This is a genomic window from Metabacillus schmidteae, from assembly GCF_903166545.1.
GTDB lineage: Bacteria > Bacillota > Bacilli > Bacillales > Bacillaceae > Metabacillus > Metabacillus schmidteae.
In genome coordinates this window covers 4,126,380-4,142,312 of record NZ_CAESCH010000001.1, presented here as the reverse complement: position 1 = coordinate 4,142,312, position 15,933 = coordinate 4,126,380, and the positions used below count along the sequence as shown (strand labels likewise).

The following is a 15,933-nucleotide window of genomic DNA, read 5'->3' as shown; positions in this document are numbered from 1 at the left end:
TCTTTTTTCAGTGGTATGTTTTACTTTTGCATGAAAGGTTGAGGGGTATGGAACAGCATTGGAAGGAACTGCTTGCTATTGATCGTTATACAGTTAAAAGTAAATCAGTTCTACAGGACTTAGATCGGAAAATCATTACATTACTTTATCAGCCATTAATTGGATCTAAATGTTTTAGTCTTTATATGACGTTATGGGCAGAATTAGAGCAAAATCGTCTATGGAGTGCAGAAACAACTCATCACAGTTTAATGACGATTATGCAAAGCAATTTGCGGGAAATCTATCAAAAACGGTTAAAATTAGAAGGTCTTGGTTTGCTGAAAACCTTTATTGATGAAGTTGATGGTGTGAAGCGATATGTATATGAGTTACAAGCACCGGTCCAGCCTAATGAGTTTTTTCAGGATGGTGTATTAAATATTTATCTATATAATCGGGTTGGTCGAAATAAATTTTTACAGCTAAAGAATTTTTTTTCAGACGATCAAATGGAAGAGGGAATGAAGGAGATTACCAAATCATTTGATGATGTATTTGATTCCGTTCGATCTGCAGAAATGATGGGAAGAGTAAACACGGAAACGATGGATGACTTGACACTTGAAGAGGAGAGAGAATATCTTCAAACAAATCATCGAGCCACTTTGGAAATATCAGATGCTGCATTTGACTTCGATTTATTCTTCTCAGGCTTATCTGATGCACTAATTTCTCCGAAAGCTTTTACACCTTCGATAAAAGAGGTAATCAAAAAGCTATCATATTTATATGGAATTGGCCCTGTTGAAATGAAAAATGTCGCCATGTCCAGTTTAGATCAGGGTGACATGATTGATGTAGAATTGCTAAGAAAATCAGCAAGAGATTGGTATCAATTTCAAGTGGGAGATGAATTACCCAATCTTGTAGATAAGAAACAACCTATTACATTACGTTCGAATCCAGATAAAAAACAATTATCTCAAGAAGAAGAGCTAATGTATCAATTAGAAACTATTTCACCAAGACAATTTTTAACAGATGTTGCTGGAGGTATCCCTCCCGCTGTGAGTGATTTGCAAATCATTGAAGAGGTCCTGGTTAAACAGAAGCTTGAGCCGGGAGTAGTCAATGTTTTAATCTATTATGTTTTGCTTAAAACCGATATGAAGCTTACAAGAGCTTATGTACAAAAAATAGCAAGTCATTGGACAAGAAAGCATGTAAAAACAGTAAAAGAAGCAATGGACCTAGCGAAGCAGGAACACAGACAATATCAACAATGGGCAGAAGAAAAAACATCAAAGAAAAGAACACAAAACCAAAAAACACCAATTCGTAAAGAAATATTACCTGAATGGCTGAAGGAAGAAGACGAACAGACAACTGATTCAGAAAAACATCCCCAAAATAAAGAGGTAGTCGATAAAAAGAATTTAGAGCAATTCGAATTAGAAAAGAAAAAAATATTTGATCGAATAAAAAAATATAAGGATAATAAAAGCAGTGACAATACTGAAAGGAGGAACGATTAGCTATGGAGCATATGAGCAATTCTTTAAAAAAGTTAACAAAAAGACCGGATTTTAATGAACGGTATAATGACTTAAAGAAACAGGTGTTAAACAACCCGGATGTACAAGCTTTTATTACAAAGCATTCAACTGAAATTGAAGATGGAATGATTAATAGAAGTTTAATGAAGCTTTATGAATTTACGAATCAGAGTAAAAATTGTGAACAATGTCCATCTTTAGGTGAATGCAAAAATTTATTACAAGGCTATCATCCTCGTTTAATGATACAAGGTCGGATCATTGACATCCAATACGATAAATGTCCGACAAAAGAAATTCATGATGAAAGGAAAAAAAATGAGTCACTCATTAAAAGTATGTACATTCCAAAAGACATCCTTGAAGCTCAGTTTGACAGGATTGATGTCGATGTTGATGAAACAAGCCGCCTGCAGGTCATTAGTGTGGCTCAGGACTTTGTTGAAGCCTATAACAGTGGAAAACGTCCAAAAGGCATTTATTTGTACGGATCCTTTGGAGTAGGAAAAACCTATATTTTAGGTGCTATTGCAAATGAACTTGCTTCACATAAAGTAGCTTCAATGCTTGTGTATGTACCTGAATTTATGAGGGAATTAAAAGGCTCGTTTCAAAATTCATCACTGGATGAAAAGCTAGATGCTGTAAAAAAGATTCCAGTTTTAATGCTTGATGATTTAGGTGCAGAATCTGTATCAAGCTGGGCGCGCGATGAAGTTCTTGGAACAATTCTTCAGTATCGAATGCTTGAAAATCTGCCTGTTTTTATTTCTTCTAATTTTACTATCAAGCAACTTCAGCATCATCTTTCGATTTCCCAGCGAGGTGAAGAAGAACCGGTTAAAGCGGCAAGGATTATGGAGCGCATAAAACATATGACAGTTCCAATCGAACTGATAGGAAGAAATCGAAGAGGATAAGACGTTTAATAGTGTATCTAACATGACGATCGACTATCTCATAAACATGAGGTAGTCGATTTTTTATGTTCGACAGTGTAAAGACAAAGTAGCGGGTTTTCTTTATGTAAACCCATTTATTTACTTCTAAATGAAGATATCCCCCCATATACATAGATTGAAGTGCTGGCAAAAGGGGGGACAAACATGCTTGAGATATTATTTGGGTCTCCGAAAGAGGCAAGGACGATGTATTCAATTTTTCGTTCAATATCCGAAACGTTTTTATCTGAGCTTCAATTAGTCAATAATCAGTGTATAAAAATTACCCCAAAGTCTTGGGATATTACACTTGAACATTTTGTTATACCAGGACTTATTCAATTTATTATCGGTTATAAAGAGCAGCATTTGATTATAAACATGCTGAAAGAATTGTATTATTTTTCAGAAGAAGAGGAACAACAACAGATTTTACATATTACGCAAGCTATTATTGAGGGCGAGCGGGAGGAGATTCCAAACGTGCAAAAACTTACATCAAGAGAACTTGTTGTAAGAGATGCATTAGAGGAATTTTTGCGACCTGACTTATATTTTACCTATTCATCTTTTCAAAAATTCCGTTTGCATAAGTATTTTCAGAGCTTACGAGAATATGTAGATATTGCTATAGAGGAGTATAAGATGGAGCAGGAATATCAGAATTTCATTCAAAGCTTACGAGAATATATACGTGATAATGAAAGCAAAATACCGGCCATTCACATTGTCTTTGATCAAGAATATGCCATTTATAATGAAAATAAGTGTATAATACCAGAAGATGAATTGAAGAAACTGATTGATAAAGAATTTGTTTCCCAACATCCAATGTATATAGATACAAAGTTATTAGCACCATTAGTGTCTATGGTACCTTTAAAGATTTCTCTCTATGCAAATGATTTTCTCGATGGAATGATTCAAACAATCCAAAATATATTTGAAGAAAGAGTCACGATTCATCGCTTGGAAGAATTCTATAGATAATTATTTGGTGATATAAGTACATATTGGAGAAGATCATCTTGATTTTATCAAAAAAACAATTTATAATACGAAATAATTGAATAATAGATCTGTCATGATAAGGACATGAGCTTGTTTGTACGGTTCCCAGAGAGGGGAGGATTTGCTGAAACCTTCCTAACACGATGAACAAACTTACCACCTTTAAACTTCAGTTGTGAACAGTTATATATTTATAACTTATTAATAGCTGACGGGATTCCCGTTATCGATGTTGAGCCAAAGTCTTATTAATGTTTTTATTGATACATTGCATTAATTGTTGTTTGTATAGATTTTGGGAACAAGGGTGGAACCACGATCCATTGACTAAGTTTATTAACTCGTCCCTTTTTTGGGGGCGAGTTTTATTTATTTTTGGAGCGAAACACTGATGCTAAGTTTGAAATTAGTGTTGGTGTCTAGTTCCGAAGTACAGGAAGTACAAGTGCAGTCAATGCGACAGGACGTCGCGTTCTTGACTGCCAGCGCCTAGCCCCTCGAGGTCATAAGCCACTTAGAAATTGAAGGTAAAGAGCACCTTCTATTTCTAAGTGTCTTAATTGCCAGAGGCTGATCAAGGCGCTTCCACATTTCAAAGAAGGAGTGAACAAGGATGTCAGACGTTATAAAAATTGCGTTTCCAGACGGAGCTGTAAAGGAGTTTGCAAAAGGTACCACAACTGAAGAAATTGCGGCATCCATTAGCCCTGGTTTAAAAAAGAAGTCACTTGCAGGGAAAATAGATGGACAATTAATTGATTTGCGTACACCAATTCAACAAGATGGTGCAATTGAAATTGTCACACAAGATAGTGATGAAGCATTAGAAGTTATGCGACATTCAACAGCTCACTTAATGGCACAAGCCATTAAACGTGTGTATAAAGACCAATCCGTTAAACTTGGGATTGGACCTGTTATTGAAAATGGCTTTTATTATGATATTGATATGGAGCATGCGATCACACCTGAAGATTTACCAGTCATCGAAAAAGAAATGAAAAAAATTGTGAATGAAAATCTTGAAATTATTCGTAATGAAGTGAGTCGTGAAGAAGCACAGCGTCGATACGAAGAAATCCAAGATCCTCTGAAATTAGAGCTTTTAGAAGCAATTCCAGAAGGTGAAGCTGTTTCAATTTATGAACAAGGAGAATTTTTCGATCTATGTCGAGGAGTGCACCTTCCTTCAACAGGGAAGATTAAAGAATTTAAACTTCTAAGTGTTGCAGGTGCATACTGGCGCGGAGATAGTAAAAACAAAATGCTTCAACGTATTTACGGAACAGCTTTCTTCAAAAAAGCTGATTTAGATGAGCATCTCCGCATTTTGGAAGAAGCAAAAGAACGTGATCATCGTAAATTAGGAAAAGAGCTTAGTCTTTTCGCAACATCACAAAAAGTAGGCCAAGGATTACCTTTATGGCTTCCAAAAGGTGCAACTATACGCCGTATTGTCGAGAGATACATTGTTGATAAGGAAGAGAGATTAGGTTACCAGCATGTTTATACACCTGTTCTGGCAAGTGTAGAATTATATAAAACATCAGGACATTGGCAACATTACCAAGAAGATATGTTCCCAATCATGGAAATGGATAATGAAGATTTAGTGCTTCGTCCAATGAACTGCCCACATCATATGATGATTTACAAAAATGATATTCACAGCTATCGTGAACTGCCAATTCGTATTGCTGAGCTTGGAATGATGCACCGCTATGAAATGTCAGGTGCGTTAACTGGTTTACAGCGTGTACGAGGAATGACGTTAAATGATGCTCATATCTTTGTGCGACCAGATCAAATTAAAGATGAGTTTATCCGTGTTGTTCGATTAATTGAAGCAGTTTACAAAGACTTCGGAATTGAGAACTATTCATTCAGATTGTCATACCGTGACCCGGAAGATAAAGAAAAATACTTTGATGATGATAATATGTGGGAAAAAGCACAAAGCATGTTAAAGGGTGCAATGGATGAATTAGGCCATGACTATTTTGAAGCAGAAGGTGAAGCAGCATTCTACGGTCCAAAGCTTGATGTTCAAGTAAGAACAGCTCTTGGCAAGGATGAAACGTTATCAACTGTTCAATTAGACTTCTTACTTCCAGAACGCTTTGACTTAAATTATGTTGGAGAAGATGGCAAGCAACATCGTCCGGTCGTTATTCACCGTGGTGTTGTCTCAACAATGGAGCGCTTTGTCGCATTTTTAATTGAAGAGTACAAAGGTGCATTCCCAACTTGGTTAGCGCCGGTTCAAGTTCAAGTGATTCCAGTTTCACCTGCTATTCATCTTGATTATGCAAAAAAGGTTCAGGAACAACTTCAAGAAGCAGGCCTTCGTGTTGAACTGGATTCTCGAGATGAAAAGATTGGTTACAAAATCCGGGAAGCACAAATTCAAAAAATACCATATATGCTTGTCGTTGGTGATAATGAAATCTCTGAAAATGCTGTGAATGTTCGTAAGTATGGTGAGCAAAAATCAGAAACACTACCGTTTGAACAGTTTGTTCAACAAATTCAACAAGAAGTAAAAAGAGCTTAAGATAGATGAAATCGGTGGATTCGCTCCACCGATTTTGAAGGTAAGGTAAAAAAAGTTATTGCAAGAACAGAATGGTTCTGTTAGAATTACATTTGTTGTTTGGAAAATATATAATTTACTTGCAAGATCTTTGTATTAATGTTATAATTCTCTAGGTAATTGAATAGTCTTATATATTAACAAGTAGAAGCACCCGCTTCTCACCTGTTTGACACATCCGTTTGTAGTTGGCAGGTAACGATGATATAGTTTATTTATACAATCGTAGTGTGGGTGTTTTGCATCCACACTTTTTTATTTGTCACAAAAATAAAAAGACCTAGTTCTACAAAAACGGTGTTAAGAATTACTATTCAGTTTTTTAAAAAACCTTGGAGGTGGCTAATTATTAGCAAAGATATGATGGTAAATGACGGAATTCGCGCACGTGAGGTACGTCTAATCGGTGCCAACGGAGATCAGCTTGGAATCAAATCTCGCCAAGAGGCTTTAGAAATCGCGACAAGAGCTAACCAGGATTTAGTTTTAGTAGCTCCTAATGCAAAGCCTCCTGTATGCCGCATCATGGACTACGGTAAATTTCGTTTTGAACAGCAAAAGAAAGAAAAAGAAGCTCGTAAGAATCAAAAAATCATCAATCTTAAAGAGGTACGCTTAAGTCCTACAATTGATGAGCATGACTTTAACACTAAGCTTCGAAATGCACGCAAATTCCTAGAAAAGGGCGATAAAGTAAAAGCTTCTATCCGCTTCAAAGGACGTGCCATTACACATAAAGGAATCGGTCAAAAGGTGCTTGATCGTTTCTCTGCAGAATGTGCTGATTTAAGTACAATAGAATCTCATCCGAAAATGGATGGTCGCAGCATGTTCTTAGTTCTAGCGCCGAAAAATGAAAAGCAATAATCCCTTAAGGAGGAATACCTTATGCCAAAAATGAAAACTCACCGCGGAGCTGCAAAACGTTTCAAAAGAACAGGCTCTGGTAAACTTAAACGTTCACATGCTTACACAAGTCACTTATTTGCTAACAAATCTACAAAAGCAAAACGTAAACTACGTAAATCAACTGTAGTAAGCAAAGGCGATTTCAAACGTATTCGTCATTTGTTAGACAATATTAAATAATCTGAAACATCGTAATATAGGAGGGAATTTACATGCCAAGAGTAAAAGGCGGTATCGTTTCACGTAAACGTCGTAAAAAAGTTTTAAAATTAGCTAAAGGTTATTTCGGTTCTAAACATAGATTATATAAAGTTGCAAACCAACAAGTTATGAAATCATGGATGTATGCATACCGTGATCGTCGTCAAAAGAAACGTGATTTCCGTAAATTATGGATCACTCGTATCAATGCAGCTGCTCGTGTAAATGGTCTTTCTTACAGCCGTTTAATGCACGGACTAAAGCTTGCAGGTATCGAAGTAAACCGTAAAATGCTTGCAGACTTAGCTATTGCTGATGAAAAAGCATTTGCTCAATTAGCAGACGCTGCTAAATCACAGCTTAACAAATAATTGAACGGTATGAGAGCTGACTCTAAATTGATAGAGTCGGCTCTTTTTCATATCAAAGGATTTTTAGGTTACATAGCTAATATATATCCAGGAAGGAAGTGAATATCATGTTATATTTGTCATTCTACTATCTACTATTAAATATCATTTGCTTTTTCTTGATGGGCTCTGATAAAAAGCGTGCAATTCGTGGAGAGTGGAGAATAAAGGAATCAACACTATGGTTAGTTGCTCTTTTAGGGGGAGCTATTGGAGGTTTTATTGGCATGCGGGTTTATCGGCATAAAACAAAACATACATCATTTGCATTTCTTTTTCCGCTTATTGCTTGTGCTCAAATCGTCCTTTTGGTTTATTTATCTTTTTTCATGACATAAACTTTAAATGCTCTCGTACAATAGAATCAATACGACTTTCATCTATGAAATACAACTTAGAAAGCGGTGATGACAATTCAACTTGCCACTTCTACCGTGTTGTCCGTCATTCAAACGACAGGCTTTTTTGCGCCGATTGCTTTTATTTTGTTTCATATGATTAGGCAGTTTTTATTTATTCCTGTTGCTGTTGTTTGTGTTGCAGGCGGTATTTTATTTGGAGCACAACTTGGTTCTGTTTATTCTGTCATTGGACTAACGGGTTCGAGTATTATTTTTTATTTCGTTACAAAGCTATTTCCAAAACTGTTGAATCGCTTTATGAGAATGAAGGAAAAATGGTTAGGGACTTATACAAACTTTTCTGTTATTCAAATCATCATATTAAGAATGATTCCTTTTGTTAATTTTTCACTTATTTCACTATGCATTTTAGATAAAACAAAAACATTTACCCGTTATGCGAAGCTTTCATTTTTAACACATATCCCTTCAACAATTTTGTTTACGTTTTTAGGAGCATCAATTCAAGCCTTACCTCCTGTCATTTTAGTGGGGATTGTAATCGTTTTGTTTATTCTTATTTACTATTTTAGAGAAAAACAAGTATTCATTAAATGGAATGATTTTTTTATAAGGGAAAAAGCATAATAAATGCTCATGAAGAAAAGAGATTGAGACAATATTGTCTCAATCTCTCATTTTAATGCTCTCTTTTTTTCAAAATCAATTCTTTGATCGGACTTTTCCAATCTACTTTACTATGAGGATAACGTGATTTCACTTGTTCATGAATGTAATCAAAATCCTCTAAAGTCAATCCTTGTAACTCATTGGTTGATTTTGGCCAAATAAAGATAGAGACTACTTCAAAAGAGTTTGTTGTTGTCCCTAGATACTTTTCTCCTTCAAACAAGGCACCTTTATACGTAAGTAGAAAGTTCTTTCGCACATTTTCTTTATCATCGAGGAAATAGAACTGTTTCTGTTCGTGTGCTAATTCAAGCTTTCGTTTCGGATTAAATAAATACTTAATCCCCGTATAAAGGAGAAAGACAATCAAAATAATTAACAACAAACGTAAGATAATGACAATCATCGTAAAACCCCTCCTGAGGGCAATTTTTCTTTTATACGAATGAGAGGTCGAAAAGGTTCCAAGTTTTTTTGAAAATTTGATATAATTTTTTCTTAGAATGACAATTGTTGGAGGAATACTCGATGAATTTTACCGTACTATTTAACATGCAGCAGGAATTGGATTTAAAAATTGAAACACAACATAACCTTGAAAATGAAAATTTGGTTGATCGTAAAATACTAGCGTTATTAGTTGAAATTGGTGAGCTGGCAAATGAAACTAGGTGTTTTAAATTTTGGAGTTTAAAGCCACCTGCACATGCTGATGTCATATTAGAAGAATATGTAGATGGGATCCATTTTATCCTGTCCTTGGGATTAGAAATGAAAATTGATACTACGATGAGTTTTCTGGATCTTGAATCAAGCAGAACAGCAACAGAGCAATTTTTAATTGTCTATGAAAAGGTGTCCGCATTTAAACATGATCAATCTGTATCTACCTATAAAAGCATGTTTGAAGAGTATTTATTACTTGGGAAATTATTAGGCTTCACTTCAGGACAAATGGAAAAAGCTTACGTTTCGAAAAATGAAGTGAATCATAAGCGACAACAACAAGGATACTAATAAGTGTGTTATTTCCTTTCCCTATATCCCTTATTGTATAATAAACATGATTGTTAATTGAAGGAGGCCTACATAAATGACGAAGCTAGATGAAACATTAACAATGTTAAAAGATTTAACAGATGCAAAAGGAATTCCCGGTAATGAACGCGAAGTTCGAGACGTCATGAAAAAATACATATCAGCTTATTCAGATGAAGTCGTAACAGATCATTTAGGAAGTTTGATTGCTAAAAAGGTTGGACAAGAAAACGGTCCAAAAATTATGATTGCAGGACACTTAGATGAAGTAGGATTTATGATAACACAAATCGATGATAAAGGTTTTCTTCGTTTTCAAACAGTTGGAGGCTGGTGGTCACAAGTAATGTTGGCACAGCGCGTAACGATTGTGACGAGAAAAGGAGAGATCACTGGAGTAATTGGATCTAAGCCACCACATATTCTACCTCCTGAAGCGCGTAAAAAGCCTGTGGAAATTAAGGATATGTTTATTGATATCGGAGCTTCAAGCCGTGAAGAAGCGATGGAATTCGGTGTAATGCCAGGCGATCAAGTTGTTCCATATTTTGAATTCACTGTTATGAAAAATGAGAAAATGCTTCTCGCAAAAGCTTGGGACAACAGAATTGGCTGTGCGATTGCAATTGATGTATTAAAAAATTTAAAAGGTACAGATCATCCAAACGTTGTTTATGGTGTAGGTACTGTACAAGAAGAAGTTGGTCTACGAGGGGCAAGAACTTCTGCCAATATGATTCAGCCTGATATTGCTTTTGGTGTAGACGTTGGGATTGCGGGAGATACTCCAGGGATTTCTGATAAGGAAGCAGCAAGCAAAATGGGAGAAGGTCCACAAATTATTCTTTATGATGCTTCCATGGTATCACATAAGGGCTTAAGAGATTTAGTGACGGATACAGCTGATGAACTGAATATACCGTATCAATTTGATGCAATTGCGGGAGGCGGTACAGATTCAGGTGCTATCCATATTTCTGCAAATGGTGTACCGGCTCTATCGATTACAATCGCAACTCGCTATATTCATTCACATGCTGCAATGTTGCACCGTGATGATTATGAAAATGCCGTTAAGCTTATTACAGAGGTAATTAAGCGATTAGACCGTGAAACAGTCAATAAAATTACGTTTGAATAAAAAAATGCTGGGGAATTCCCCAGCATTTTTTTATTGTACATTTTTATTAAGGCCTTGCTCCAGTGTTGTTAACATTTCTTTTTTATCTTCTTCATTTGCATGTTGCCAAATGACCTCAAAGAGAACCCCTAAACCGGGAAGCATTTTTTCTTCACCACTTTGAATAGCATCCACAATTGTATCTTGCAGTTGATCTTGAGAATTTCCGGAAACATTTGATATAACGGCATGTCGAAGATTTAAGTTCAATGTAGTACACTCCTTTTAAAAGTAATCACAGCTGAAAATCTAGTCCTTTAAGGTGAGGACTAGATACTAGCTTTTAATGATAGAATTTGTTAATTACGTAAGAATTATGTATGATTGGAAAGAGAAAATGGAATTGTTCAAAAAGGGAGTATGAAAGTGGAGCGAATTGAATCAGTTAAAAATCCAAAAGTGAAACAATGGAAGAAGCTGCATACAAAAAAAGAGCGTGAAAACACCGGTACATTTATAATTGAAGGCTTTCACTTAGTTGAAGAGGCTTTGAAAAATAAGGAAATGATCAAAACACTTATTATTTCTGAAGAAGTAAATTTACCACACACCTGGGATGTGGATGATGTTAGAATGACATTTGTTACAAATGATGTCATGAAAGCAATAAGTGATACAGAGACTCCACAAGGTGTTGCAGCTATTTGTGAGTTTCAAACAACCTACACACCCGAAAAGTGGACAAAAGTTTTATTAGTCGATAGTGTCCAAGATCCTGGTAATCTGGGAACGATTATTCGTACTGCCGATGCAGCAGGGATTGATGGAGTTATTCTAGGTGAAGGTACAGTAGATCACTATAATTCAAAAGTCATTCGATCCAGTCAAGGTTCACTATTTCATTTACCAATTGTAAAAGGCAGTCTGCAGGAGTGGGTGAATTTTTATCAAGAAAACAAAATCACAGTCTACGGGACATCTTTACAAAATGGAGTTAGCTACAAAGAAGTTGATGCAGCTGACCAGTTTTGTCTACTCCTTGGAAATGAAGGCAGCGGTGTAAACAGTGATTTATTAGATCAAACAACGAAAAATTTGTATATACCTATCTATGGTGGAGCTGAGTCTTTAAATGTTGCCATTGCTGCAGGTATTCTTCTTTATCATTTACGAAAATAGGCAGGTTGCGGGAACAATGTGTTTTGATTATAATAAGATAGAAATTACATATATGAACAAAACGATGACAGAGAATAGTAATTTACAGTTCGTCCAATAGGGAGAAAATGCCGTGACTGAAAGCATTTTTTGGATAGAAGTAAATGAATTCACCTCTCGAGTTGACACTTAGACCGTCAAAGGACGTAAAGGTGTTCCGGTTTTTACCGTTATGGAAATGAAGTGAGTTTTACTTAGGACGAATTTAAGTAAAGCTAACAAGGGTGGTAACGCGAATTCAACTCGTCCCTTTTCTAGGGGGCGGGTTTTTTATTTTGCAAAAAAACCGCTAATGAGGTTTTTAAATAAAGGAGGAAATAATATGCAGGAGCAATTAAAACAGCTTCAACAAGAAGCGCTTGAAAAAGTAGAACAAGCGCATGATCTAAAGGCATTAAATGACATACGTGTCGCTTACTTAGGCAAAAAAGGACCAATTACAGAAGTGTTAAGAGGGATGGGAAAGCTTTCAGCTGAAGAACGTCCTGTTATGGGTGCACTTGCTAATGAAGTAAGAGAGAAAATCGCAACATCTATCTCAAGCAAGCAGGAGCATTTAGAACAGCTTGCTGTTGAACAAAAATTAGCAACAGAAACAATCGATGTCACATTACCGGGTCGCCCTGTAAAAGTTGGAAATCATCATCCGATTACAGCTGTTATTGAAGAAATCGAAGATCTATTCCTTGGTATGGGTTATCAAATTGCAGAAGGTCCTGAAGTTGAAACAGATTATTATAATTTTGAAGCATTAAATCTTCCAAAAGGCCATCCAGCACGAGATATGCAGGATTCCTTCTACATTACAGAAGAACTGCTTCTTCGTACTCATACTTCTCCTGTTCAGGCTAGAACAATGCAAAAGCATGAAGGGAAAGGACCTGTAAAAGTTATTTGCCCAGGTAAAGTATATCGTCGGGATAATGATGATGCGACTCACTCTCATCAGTTTACTCAAATTGAAGGACTTGTTGTAGATGAGAATATTAGTATGAGTGATTTAAAAGGTACTCTAGAAGTATTTGCGAAAAAAATGTTCGGTGAGGAACGTGAAATTCGTTTGCGTCCTAGCTTTTTCCCATTTACAGAGCCTTCAGTAGAGGTTGATGTATCTTGTTTCTCTTGTGGTGGAAAAGGATGTAATGTGTGTAAAGGCACAGGATGGATTGAAATTCTAGGAGCTGGAATGGTACATCCAAATGTTCTTGAAATGGCAGGCTTTGATTCAAAGAAATACAGCGGATTTGCTTTTGGTATGGGACCGGAGCGCATTGCAATGTTGAAATATGGTATTGATGATATCCGTCATTTCTATACAGATGATGTACGATTCTTAAAACAATTCAAACGAGCGTAAAAAGGAGGATAACAACATGTTTGTTTCATATAAATGGTTAGCGGAATATGTTGACCTTTCAGGAATTACACCTGATGAGTTAGCAGAGAAAATTACACGCAGCGGAATCGAAGTTGAAGGTGTTGACGTTTTAAACGAAGGAATGAAGGGTGTAGTCATCGGTCATGTTGTTGAAAAAGAGCAACATCCAGATGCAGACAAATTGAATAAATGTCAGGTTGACCTTGGGAATGGTGAGCTTACACAAATCATTTGCGGTGCAAAAAACGTTGATAAAGGCCAAAAGGTTGCCGTTGCGACAGTTGGTGCCGTGTTACCTGGAAACTTTAAAATTAAAAAAGCAAAGCTTCGTGGTGAAGTGTCAAACGGGATGATTTGTTCTCTTCAGGAGCTTGGAATTGAATCAAAGTTAGTGGCTAAAGAATATTCAGAAGGGATTTTCGTATTCCCTAATGATGTTGAAGTAGGGGCAAATGCACTTGAACAGTTAAATCTTGACGATGCTGTACTAGAGCTTGGACTAACGCCAAACCGTGCAGATGCATTAAGCATGCTTGGTGTTGCTCATGAAGTAGCTGCGATATTAGGACGTGAAGTGAAGTATCCTGATGTCACATATGATCGTACATCAGAAAAAGCTTCAGATTTTATTGATGTAAAAGTTGATGCAACTGAAGATAATCCTTTATACATTGCAAAAGTTATTAAAAACGTGACAATTGCTCCTTCACCATTATGGATGCAAACACGTTTGATGGCAGCTGGAATTCGTCCTCATAATAATGTAGTCGATATAACAAACTTTGTTCTATTAGAATATGGTCAACCACTTCATGCATTTGACTATGACCGTATGGGCTCTAAGGAAATTCTTGTTCGCCGTGCACAAGATGGAGAAAAAATTGTCACACTTGATGATCAGGAACGCACGCTTACTTCAGAGCACTTAGTCATTACAAATGGAACGGAACCTGTTGCATTAGCCGGTGTAATGGGTGGAGCAAACTCAGAGGTTCAATCTGATACAAAAACCGTTCTTTTAGAATCCGCTTTATTTAATGGACAGCGTATTCGAACAGCATCAAAGGATCATGGTTTACGAAGTGAAGCTAGTGCACGTTATGAAAAAGGTGTTGATCCTAACCGTGTCCCTGCAGCTGCAGAGCGTGCAGCACAATTGATTTCACTATATGCAGGTGGAGAAGTTCTGGAAGGAAATGTAGAGGTTCAATCCGCTACATTTGAACCAAAAACAGTTATAACAACGGTTGAAAAGGTGAACAGAGTGCTTGGTATGGATATTTCAGCTGAAGAAATGAAATCCATTCTTGAGCGTCTTCAATTTGAGGTAGTTCTTGATAATTCAACATTATCAGTGAAAGTTCCGACACGCCGTGGTGATATTACGATTGAAGAAGATCTTGTTGAAGAGATTGCAAGACTTTACGGATATGATAACATTCCGACAACATTACCTGTAGGTCAAGCAATTCCAGGAAAGCTTACAGATTATCAGGAAAAGCGTCGTAAAGTTCGCCGCTACTTAGAAGGCACTGGCCTTTATCAAGCTATTACTTACTCTCTTACTAGTGAGGAAAAAGCTGCGAAATTCGCTCTGGAAACATCTGACCTAACAAGACTTGCTCTACCAATGAGTGAGGAGCGCAGTGTATTACGTTTAAGCTTACTTCCACATTTATTAGATGCATTACGCTATAATCTTGCCCGTCAAATCGACCAAGTAGCATTATATGAAATTGGTTCAGTATTCCTTTCACAAGGTAAAGATGTTCAACCACTTGAAAAAGAGCGTCTTTCCGGAGCCATTACAGGTTTATGGCATTCACATTCTTGGCAGGCTGAGAAAAAACCAGTAGATTTTTATGTGGCAAAAGGAATTATTGATGGGCTTATTGATTTGTTAGGTTTAACAGCTCAAGTTGAATTCAAGCAAGCAAAGCGTGAAGGAATGCATCCAGGCCGCACTGCTGAACTTTATTTGGGTGAAAAGCTTGTTGGTTTTGTAGGACAGGTGCATCCAACTGTTCAGAAGGAATTAGACCTAACTGAAACATATGTGTTTGAACTGTCATTAGTTGATCTATTAACAACAAATGTAGAGGAAACACGTTATGAAAGCATTCCGCGTTATCCTTCCATTACAAGAGATATCGCATTAGTTGTGAATAAGGAAGTTGTAGCAGGTGAGATTGAGAAAGTCATCACTGAAGCAGGCGGCAAAATGCTAAAAGAAGTAGCTGTATTTGACCTTTATGAAGGTGATCGTCTTGAAGAAGGTAAAAAATCAGTTGCATTCTCACTACGTTACTTTGATCCGGAACGTACTTTAACAGACGAAGATGTTACCAAGACACATCAGAAAGTTTTAGATGCTGTAGAAGAGAAGATTGGTGCAACTTTAAGGGGATAATATATGAAAAAAACGAATCACTTTGATGTGATTCGTTTTTTTTTGTGAGTGAAAAATATCGTAATTTGTCGAATAGTAGATAAATCCTGAAAATCGAAGATAAAAACTCAAAAATCGAAGATAAATTTTTATAAT

General features: G+C 36.4%; 16 protein-coding genes and 2 other annotated features. Of the genes, 14 read left to right on the top strand and 2 right to left on the bottom strand.

The features are described from left to right. Positions 1 to 47 precede the first annotated feature (47 nt). From HWV59_RS20325 to HWV59_RS20285, 9 genes are all read left to right on the top strand, one after another. Complete coding sequence (locus HWV59_RS20325) at positions 48 to 1,517, top strand: replication initiation and membrane attachment family protein (RefSeq protein ID WP_102230721.1); 1,470 nt, start codon at positions 48 to 50, stop codon at positions 1,515 to 1,517. Positions 1,518 to 1,519: 2 nt separating this feature from the next. Continuing rightward, positions 1,520 to 2,458, top strand: coding sequence for a primosomal protein DnaI (gene dnaI, locus HWV59_RS20320; protein ID WP_175639882.1), 939 nt, complete (start codon positions 1,520 to 1,522; stop codon positions 2,456 to 2,458). 186 nt (positions 2,459 to 2,644) lie between these two features. Then, a complete protein-coding gene (gene ytxC, locus HWV59_RS20315) occupies positions 2,645 to 3,469 on the top strand; it encodes a putative sporulation protein YtxC (protein ID WP_175639881.1) in 825 nt (274 codons plus the stop codon). Positions 3,470 to 4,103: 634 nt separating this feature from the next. Continuing rightward, positions 4,104 to 6,044: a threonine--tRNA ligase gene (gene thrS / locus HWV59_RS20310; RefSeq protein WP_102230724.1), complete on the top strand. Its 1,941-nt coding sequence runs from the start codon at positions 4,104 to 4,106 to the stop codon at positions 6,042 to 6,044. A 175-nt stretch (positions 6,045 to 6,219) separates the two neighbouring features. Then, positions 6,220 to 6,346: a sequence feature (ribosomal protein L20 leader region), on the top strand. Positions 6,347 to 6,428: 82 nt separating this feature from the next. Further along, a complete protein-coding gene (infC, locus tag HWV59_RS20305) occupies positions 6,429 to 6,950 on the top strand; it encodes a translation initiation factor IF-3 (RefSeq protein ID WP_175640125.1) in 522 nt (173 codons plus the stop codon). A 21-nt stretch (positions 6,951 to 6,971) separates the two neighbouring features. Beyond that, entirely contained in the window at positions 6,972 to 7,172 is a 201-nt protein-coding gene (gene rpmI / locus HWV59_RS20300) for a 50S ribosomal protein L35 (protein ID WP_026560853.1), read from the top strand. 32 nt (positions 7,173 to 7,204) lie between these two features. Further along, entirely contained in the window at positions 7,205 to 7,564 is a 360-nt protein-coding gene (rplT, locus tag HWV59_RS20295; protein WP_102230726.1) for a 50S ribosomal protein L20, read from the top strand. Between the two features lie 107 nt (positions 7,565 to 7,671). Continuing rightward, positions 7,672 to 7,941, top strand: a complete 270-nt coding sequence (locus HWV59_RS20290; RefSeq protein WP_102230727.1) for a DUF1294 domain-containing protein — start codon at positions 7,672 to 7,674, stop codon at positions 7,939 to 7,941. 69 nt (positions 7,942 to 8,010) lie between these two features. Continuing rightward, positions 8,011 to 8,592 carry a TVP38/TMEM64 family protein gene (locus HWV59_RS20285; RefSeq protein ID WP_102230728.1) on the top strand — a complete coding sequence of 194 codons (582 nt, stop codon included), beginning with the start codon at positions 8,011 to 8,013 and terminating at the stop codon, positions 8,590 to 8,592. Between the two features lie 52 nt (positions 8,593 to 8,644). On the opposite strand, the gene HWV59_RS20280 is transcribed toward HWV59_RS20285, so the two are convergent. After that, positions 8,645 to 9,037 (bottom strand): sigma-w pathway protein ysdB, encoded by a 393-nt coding sequence (locus HWV59_RS20280; protein ID WP_175640124.1) that lies wholly within the window; start codon positions 9,035 to 9,037, stop codon positions 8,645 to 8,647. Positions 9,038 to 9,162: 125 nt separating this feature from the next. On the opposite strand from HWV59_RS20280, the gene HWV59_RS20275 reads away from it, so the two are divergent. Both HWV59_RS20275 and HWV59_RS20270 read left to right on the top strand, forming a co-directional pair. Further along, positions 9,163 to 9,651 carry a dUTP diphosphatase gene (locus HWV59_RS20275; protein WP_175639880.1) on the top strand — a complete coding sequence of 163 codons (489 nt, stop codon included), beginning with the start codon at positions 9,163 to 9,165 and terminating at the stop codon, positions 9,649 to 9,651. Positions 9,652 to 9,727: 76 nt separating this feature from the next. Next, the gene (locus HWV59_RS20270; protein WP_175639879.1) at positions 9,728 to 10,813 is read left to right on the top strand and encodes a M42 family metallopeptidase; all 1,086 of its coding nucleotides are present in this window, start codon (positions 9,728 to 9,730) and stop codon (positions 10,811 to 10,813) included. A 30-nt stretch (positions 10,814 to 10,843) separates the two neighbouring features. On the opposite strand, the gene sspI is transcribed toward HWV59_RS20270, so the two are convergent. After that, positions 10,844 to 11,062, bottom strand: coding sequence for a small acid-soluble spore protein SspI (gene sspI / locus HWV59_RS20265; RefSeq protein WP_102230731.1), 219 nt, complete (start codon positions 11,060 to 11,062; stop codon positions 10,844 to 10,846). A gap of 156 nt (positions 11,063 to 11,218) precedes the next feature. Here sspI and HWV59_RS20260 point away from each other — a divergent pair, with 156 nt between their 5' ends. From HWV59_RS20260 to pheT, 3 genes are all read left to right on the top strand, one after another. Further along, entirely contained in the window at positions 11,219 to 11,971 is a 753-nt protein-coding gene (locus HWV59_RS20260) for a TrmH family RNA methyltransferase (protein WP_175639878.1), read from the top strand. Positions 11,972 to 12,026: 55 nt separating this feature from the next. Beyond that, positions 12,027 to 12,264 (top strand) — a binding site (T-box leader). A gap of 68 nt (positions 12,265 to 12,332) precedes the next feature. Then, positions 12,333 to 13,367: a phenylalanine--tRNA ligase subunit alpha gene (gene pheS / locus HWV59_RS20255; protein WP_175639877.1), complete on the top strand. Its 1,035-nt coding sequence runs from the start codon at positions 12,333 to 12,335 to the stop codon at positions 13,365 to 13,367. Positions 13,368 to 13,383: 16 nt separating this feature from the next. Continuing rightward, positions 13,384 to 15,798: a phenylalanine--tRNA ligase subunit beta gene (gene pheT, locus HWV59_RS20250; protein ID WP_175639876.1), complete on the top strand. Its 2,415-nt coding sequence runs from the start codon at positions 13,384 to 13,386 to the stop codon at positions 15,796 to 15,798. Positions 15,799 to 15,933 lie beyond the last annotated feature (135 nt).

Coding starts and splice junctions, on each gene's coding strand:
- HWV59_RS20325 (WP_102230721.1), top strand. CDS start 48: ATGGAACAGCATTGGAAGGAACTGCTTGCTATTGATCGTTATACAGTT.
- dnaI (WP_175639882.1), top strand. CDS start 1,520: ATGGAGCATATGAGCAATTCTTTAAAAAAGTTAACAAAAAGACCGGAT.
- ytxC (WP_175639881.1), top strand. CDS start 2,645: ATGCTTGAGATATTATTTGGGTCTCCGAAAGAGGCAAGGACGATGTAT.
- thrS (WP_102230724.1), top strand. CDS start 4,104: ATGTCAGACGTTATAAAAATTGCGTTTCCAGACGGAGCTGTAAAGGAG.
- rpmI (WP_026560853.1), top strand. CDS start 6,972: ATGCCAAAAATGAAAACTCACCGCGGAGCTGCAAAACGTTTCAAAAGA.
- rplT (WP_102230726.1), top strand. CDS start 7,205: ATGCCAAGAGTAAAAGGCGGTATCGTTTCACGTAAACGTCGTAAAAAA.
- HWV59_RS20290 (WP_102230727.1), top strand. CDS start 7,672: ATGTTATATTTGTCATTCTACTATCTACTATTAAATATCATTTGCTTT.
- HWV59_RS20285 (WP_102230728.1), top strand. CDS start 8,011: ATGACAATTCAACTTGCCACTTCTACCGTGTTGTCCGTCATTCAAACG.
- HWV59_RS20275 (WP_175639880.1), top strand. CDS start 9,163: ATGAATTTTACCGTACTATTTAACATGCAGCAGGAATTGGATTTAAAA.
- HWV59_RS20270 (WP_175639879.1), top strand. CDS start 9,728: ATGACGAAGCTAGATGAAACATTAACAATGTTAAAAGATTTAACAGAT.
- pheS (WP_175639877.1), top strand. CDS start 12,333: ATGCAGGAGCAATTAAAACAGCTTCAACAAGAAGCGCTTGAAAAAGTA.
- pheT (WP_175639876.1), top strand. CDS start 13,384: ATGTTTGTTTCATATAAATGGTTAGCGGAATATGTTGACCTTTCAGGA.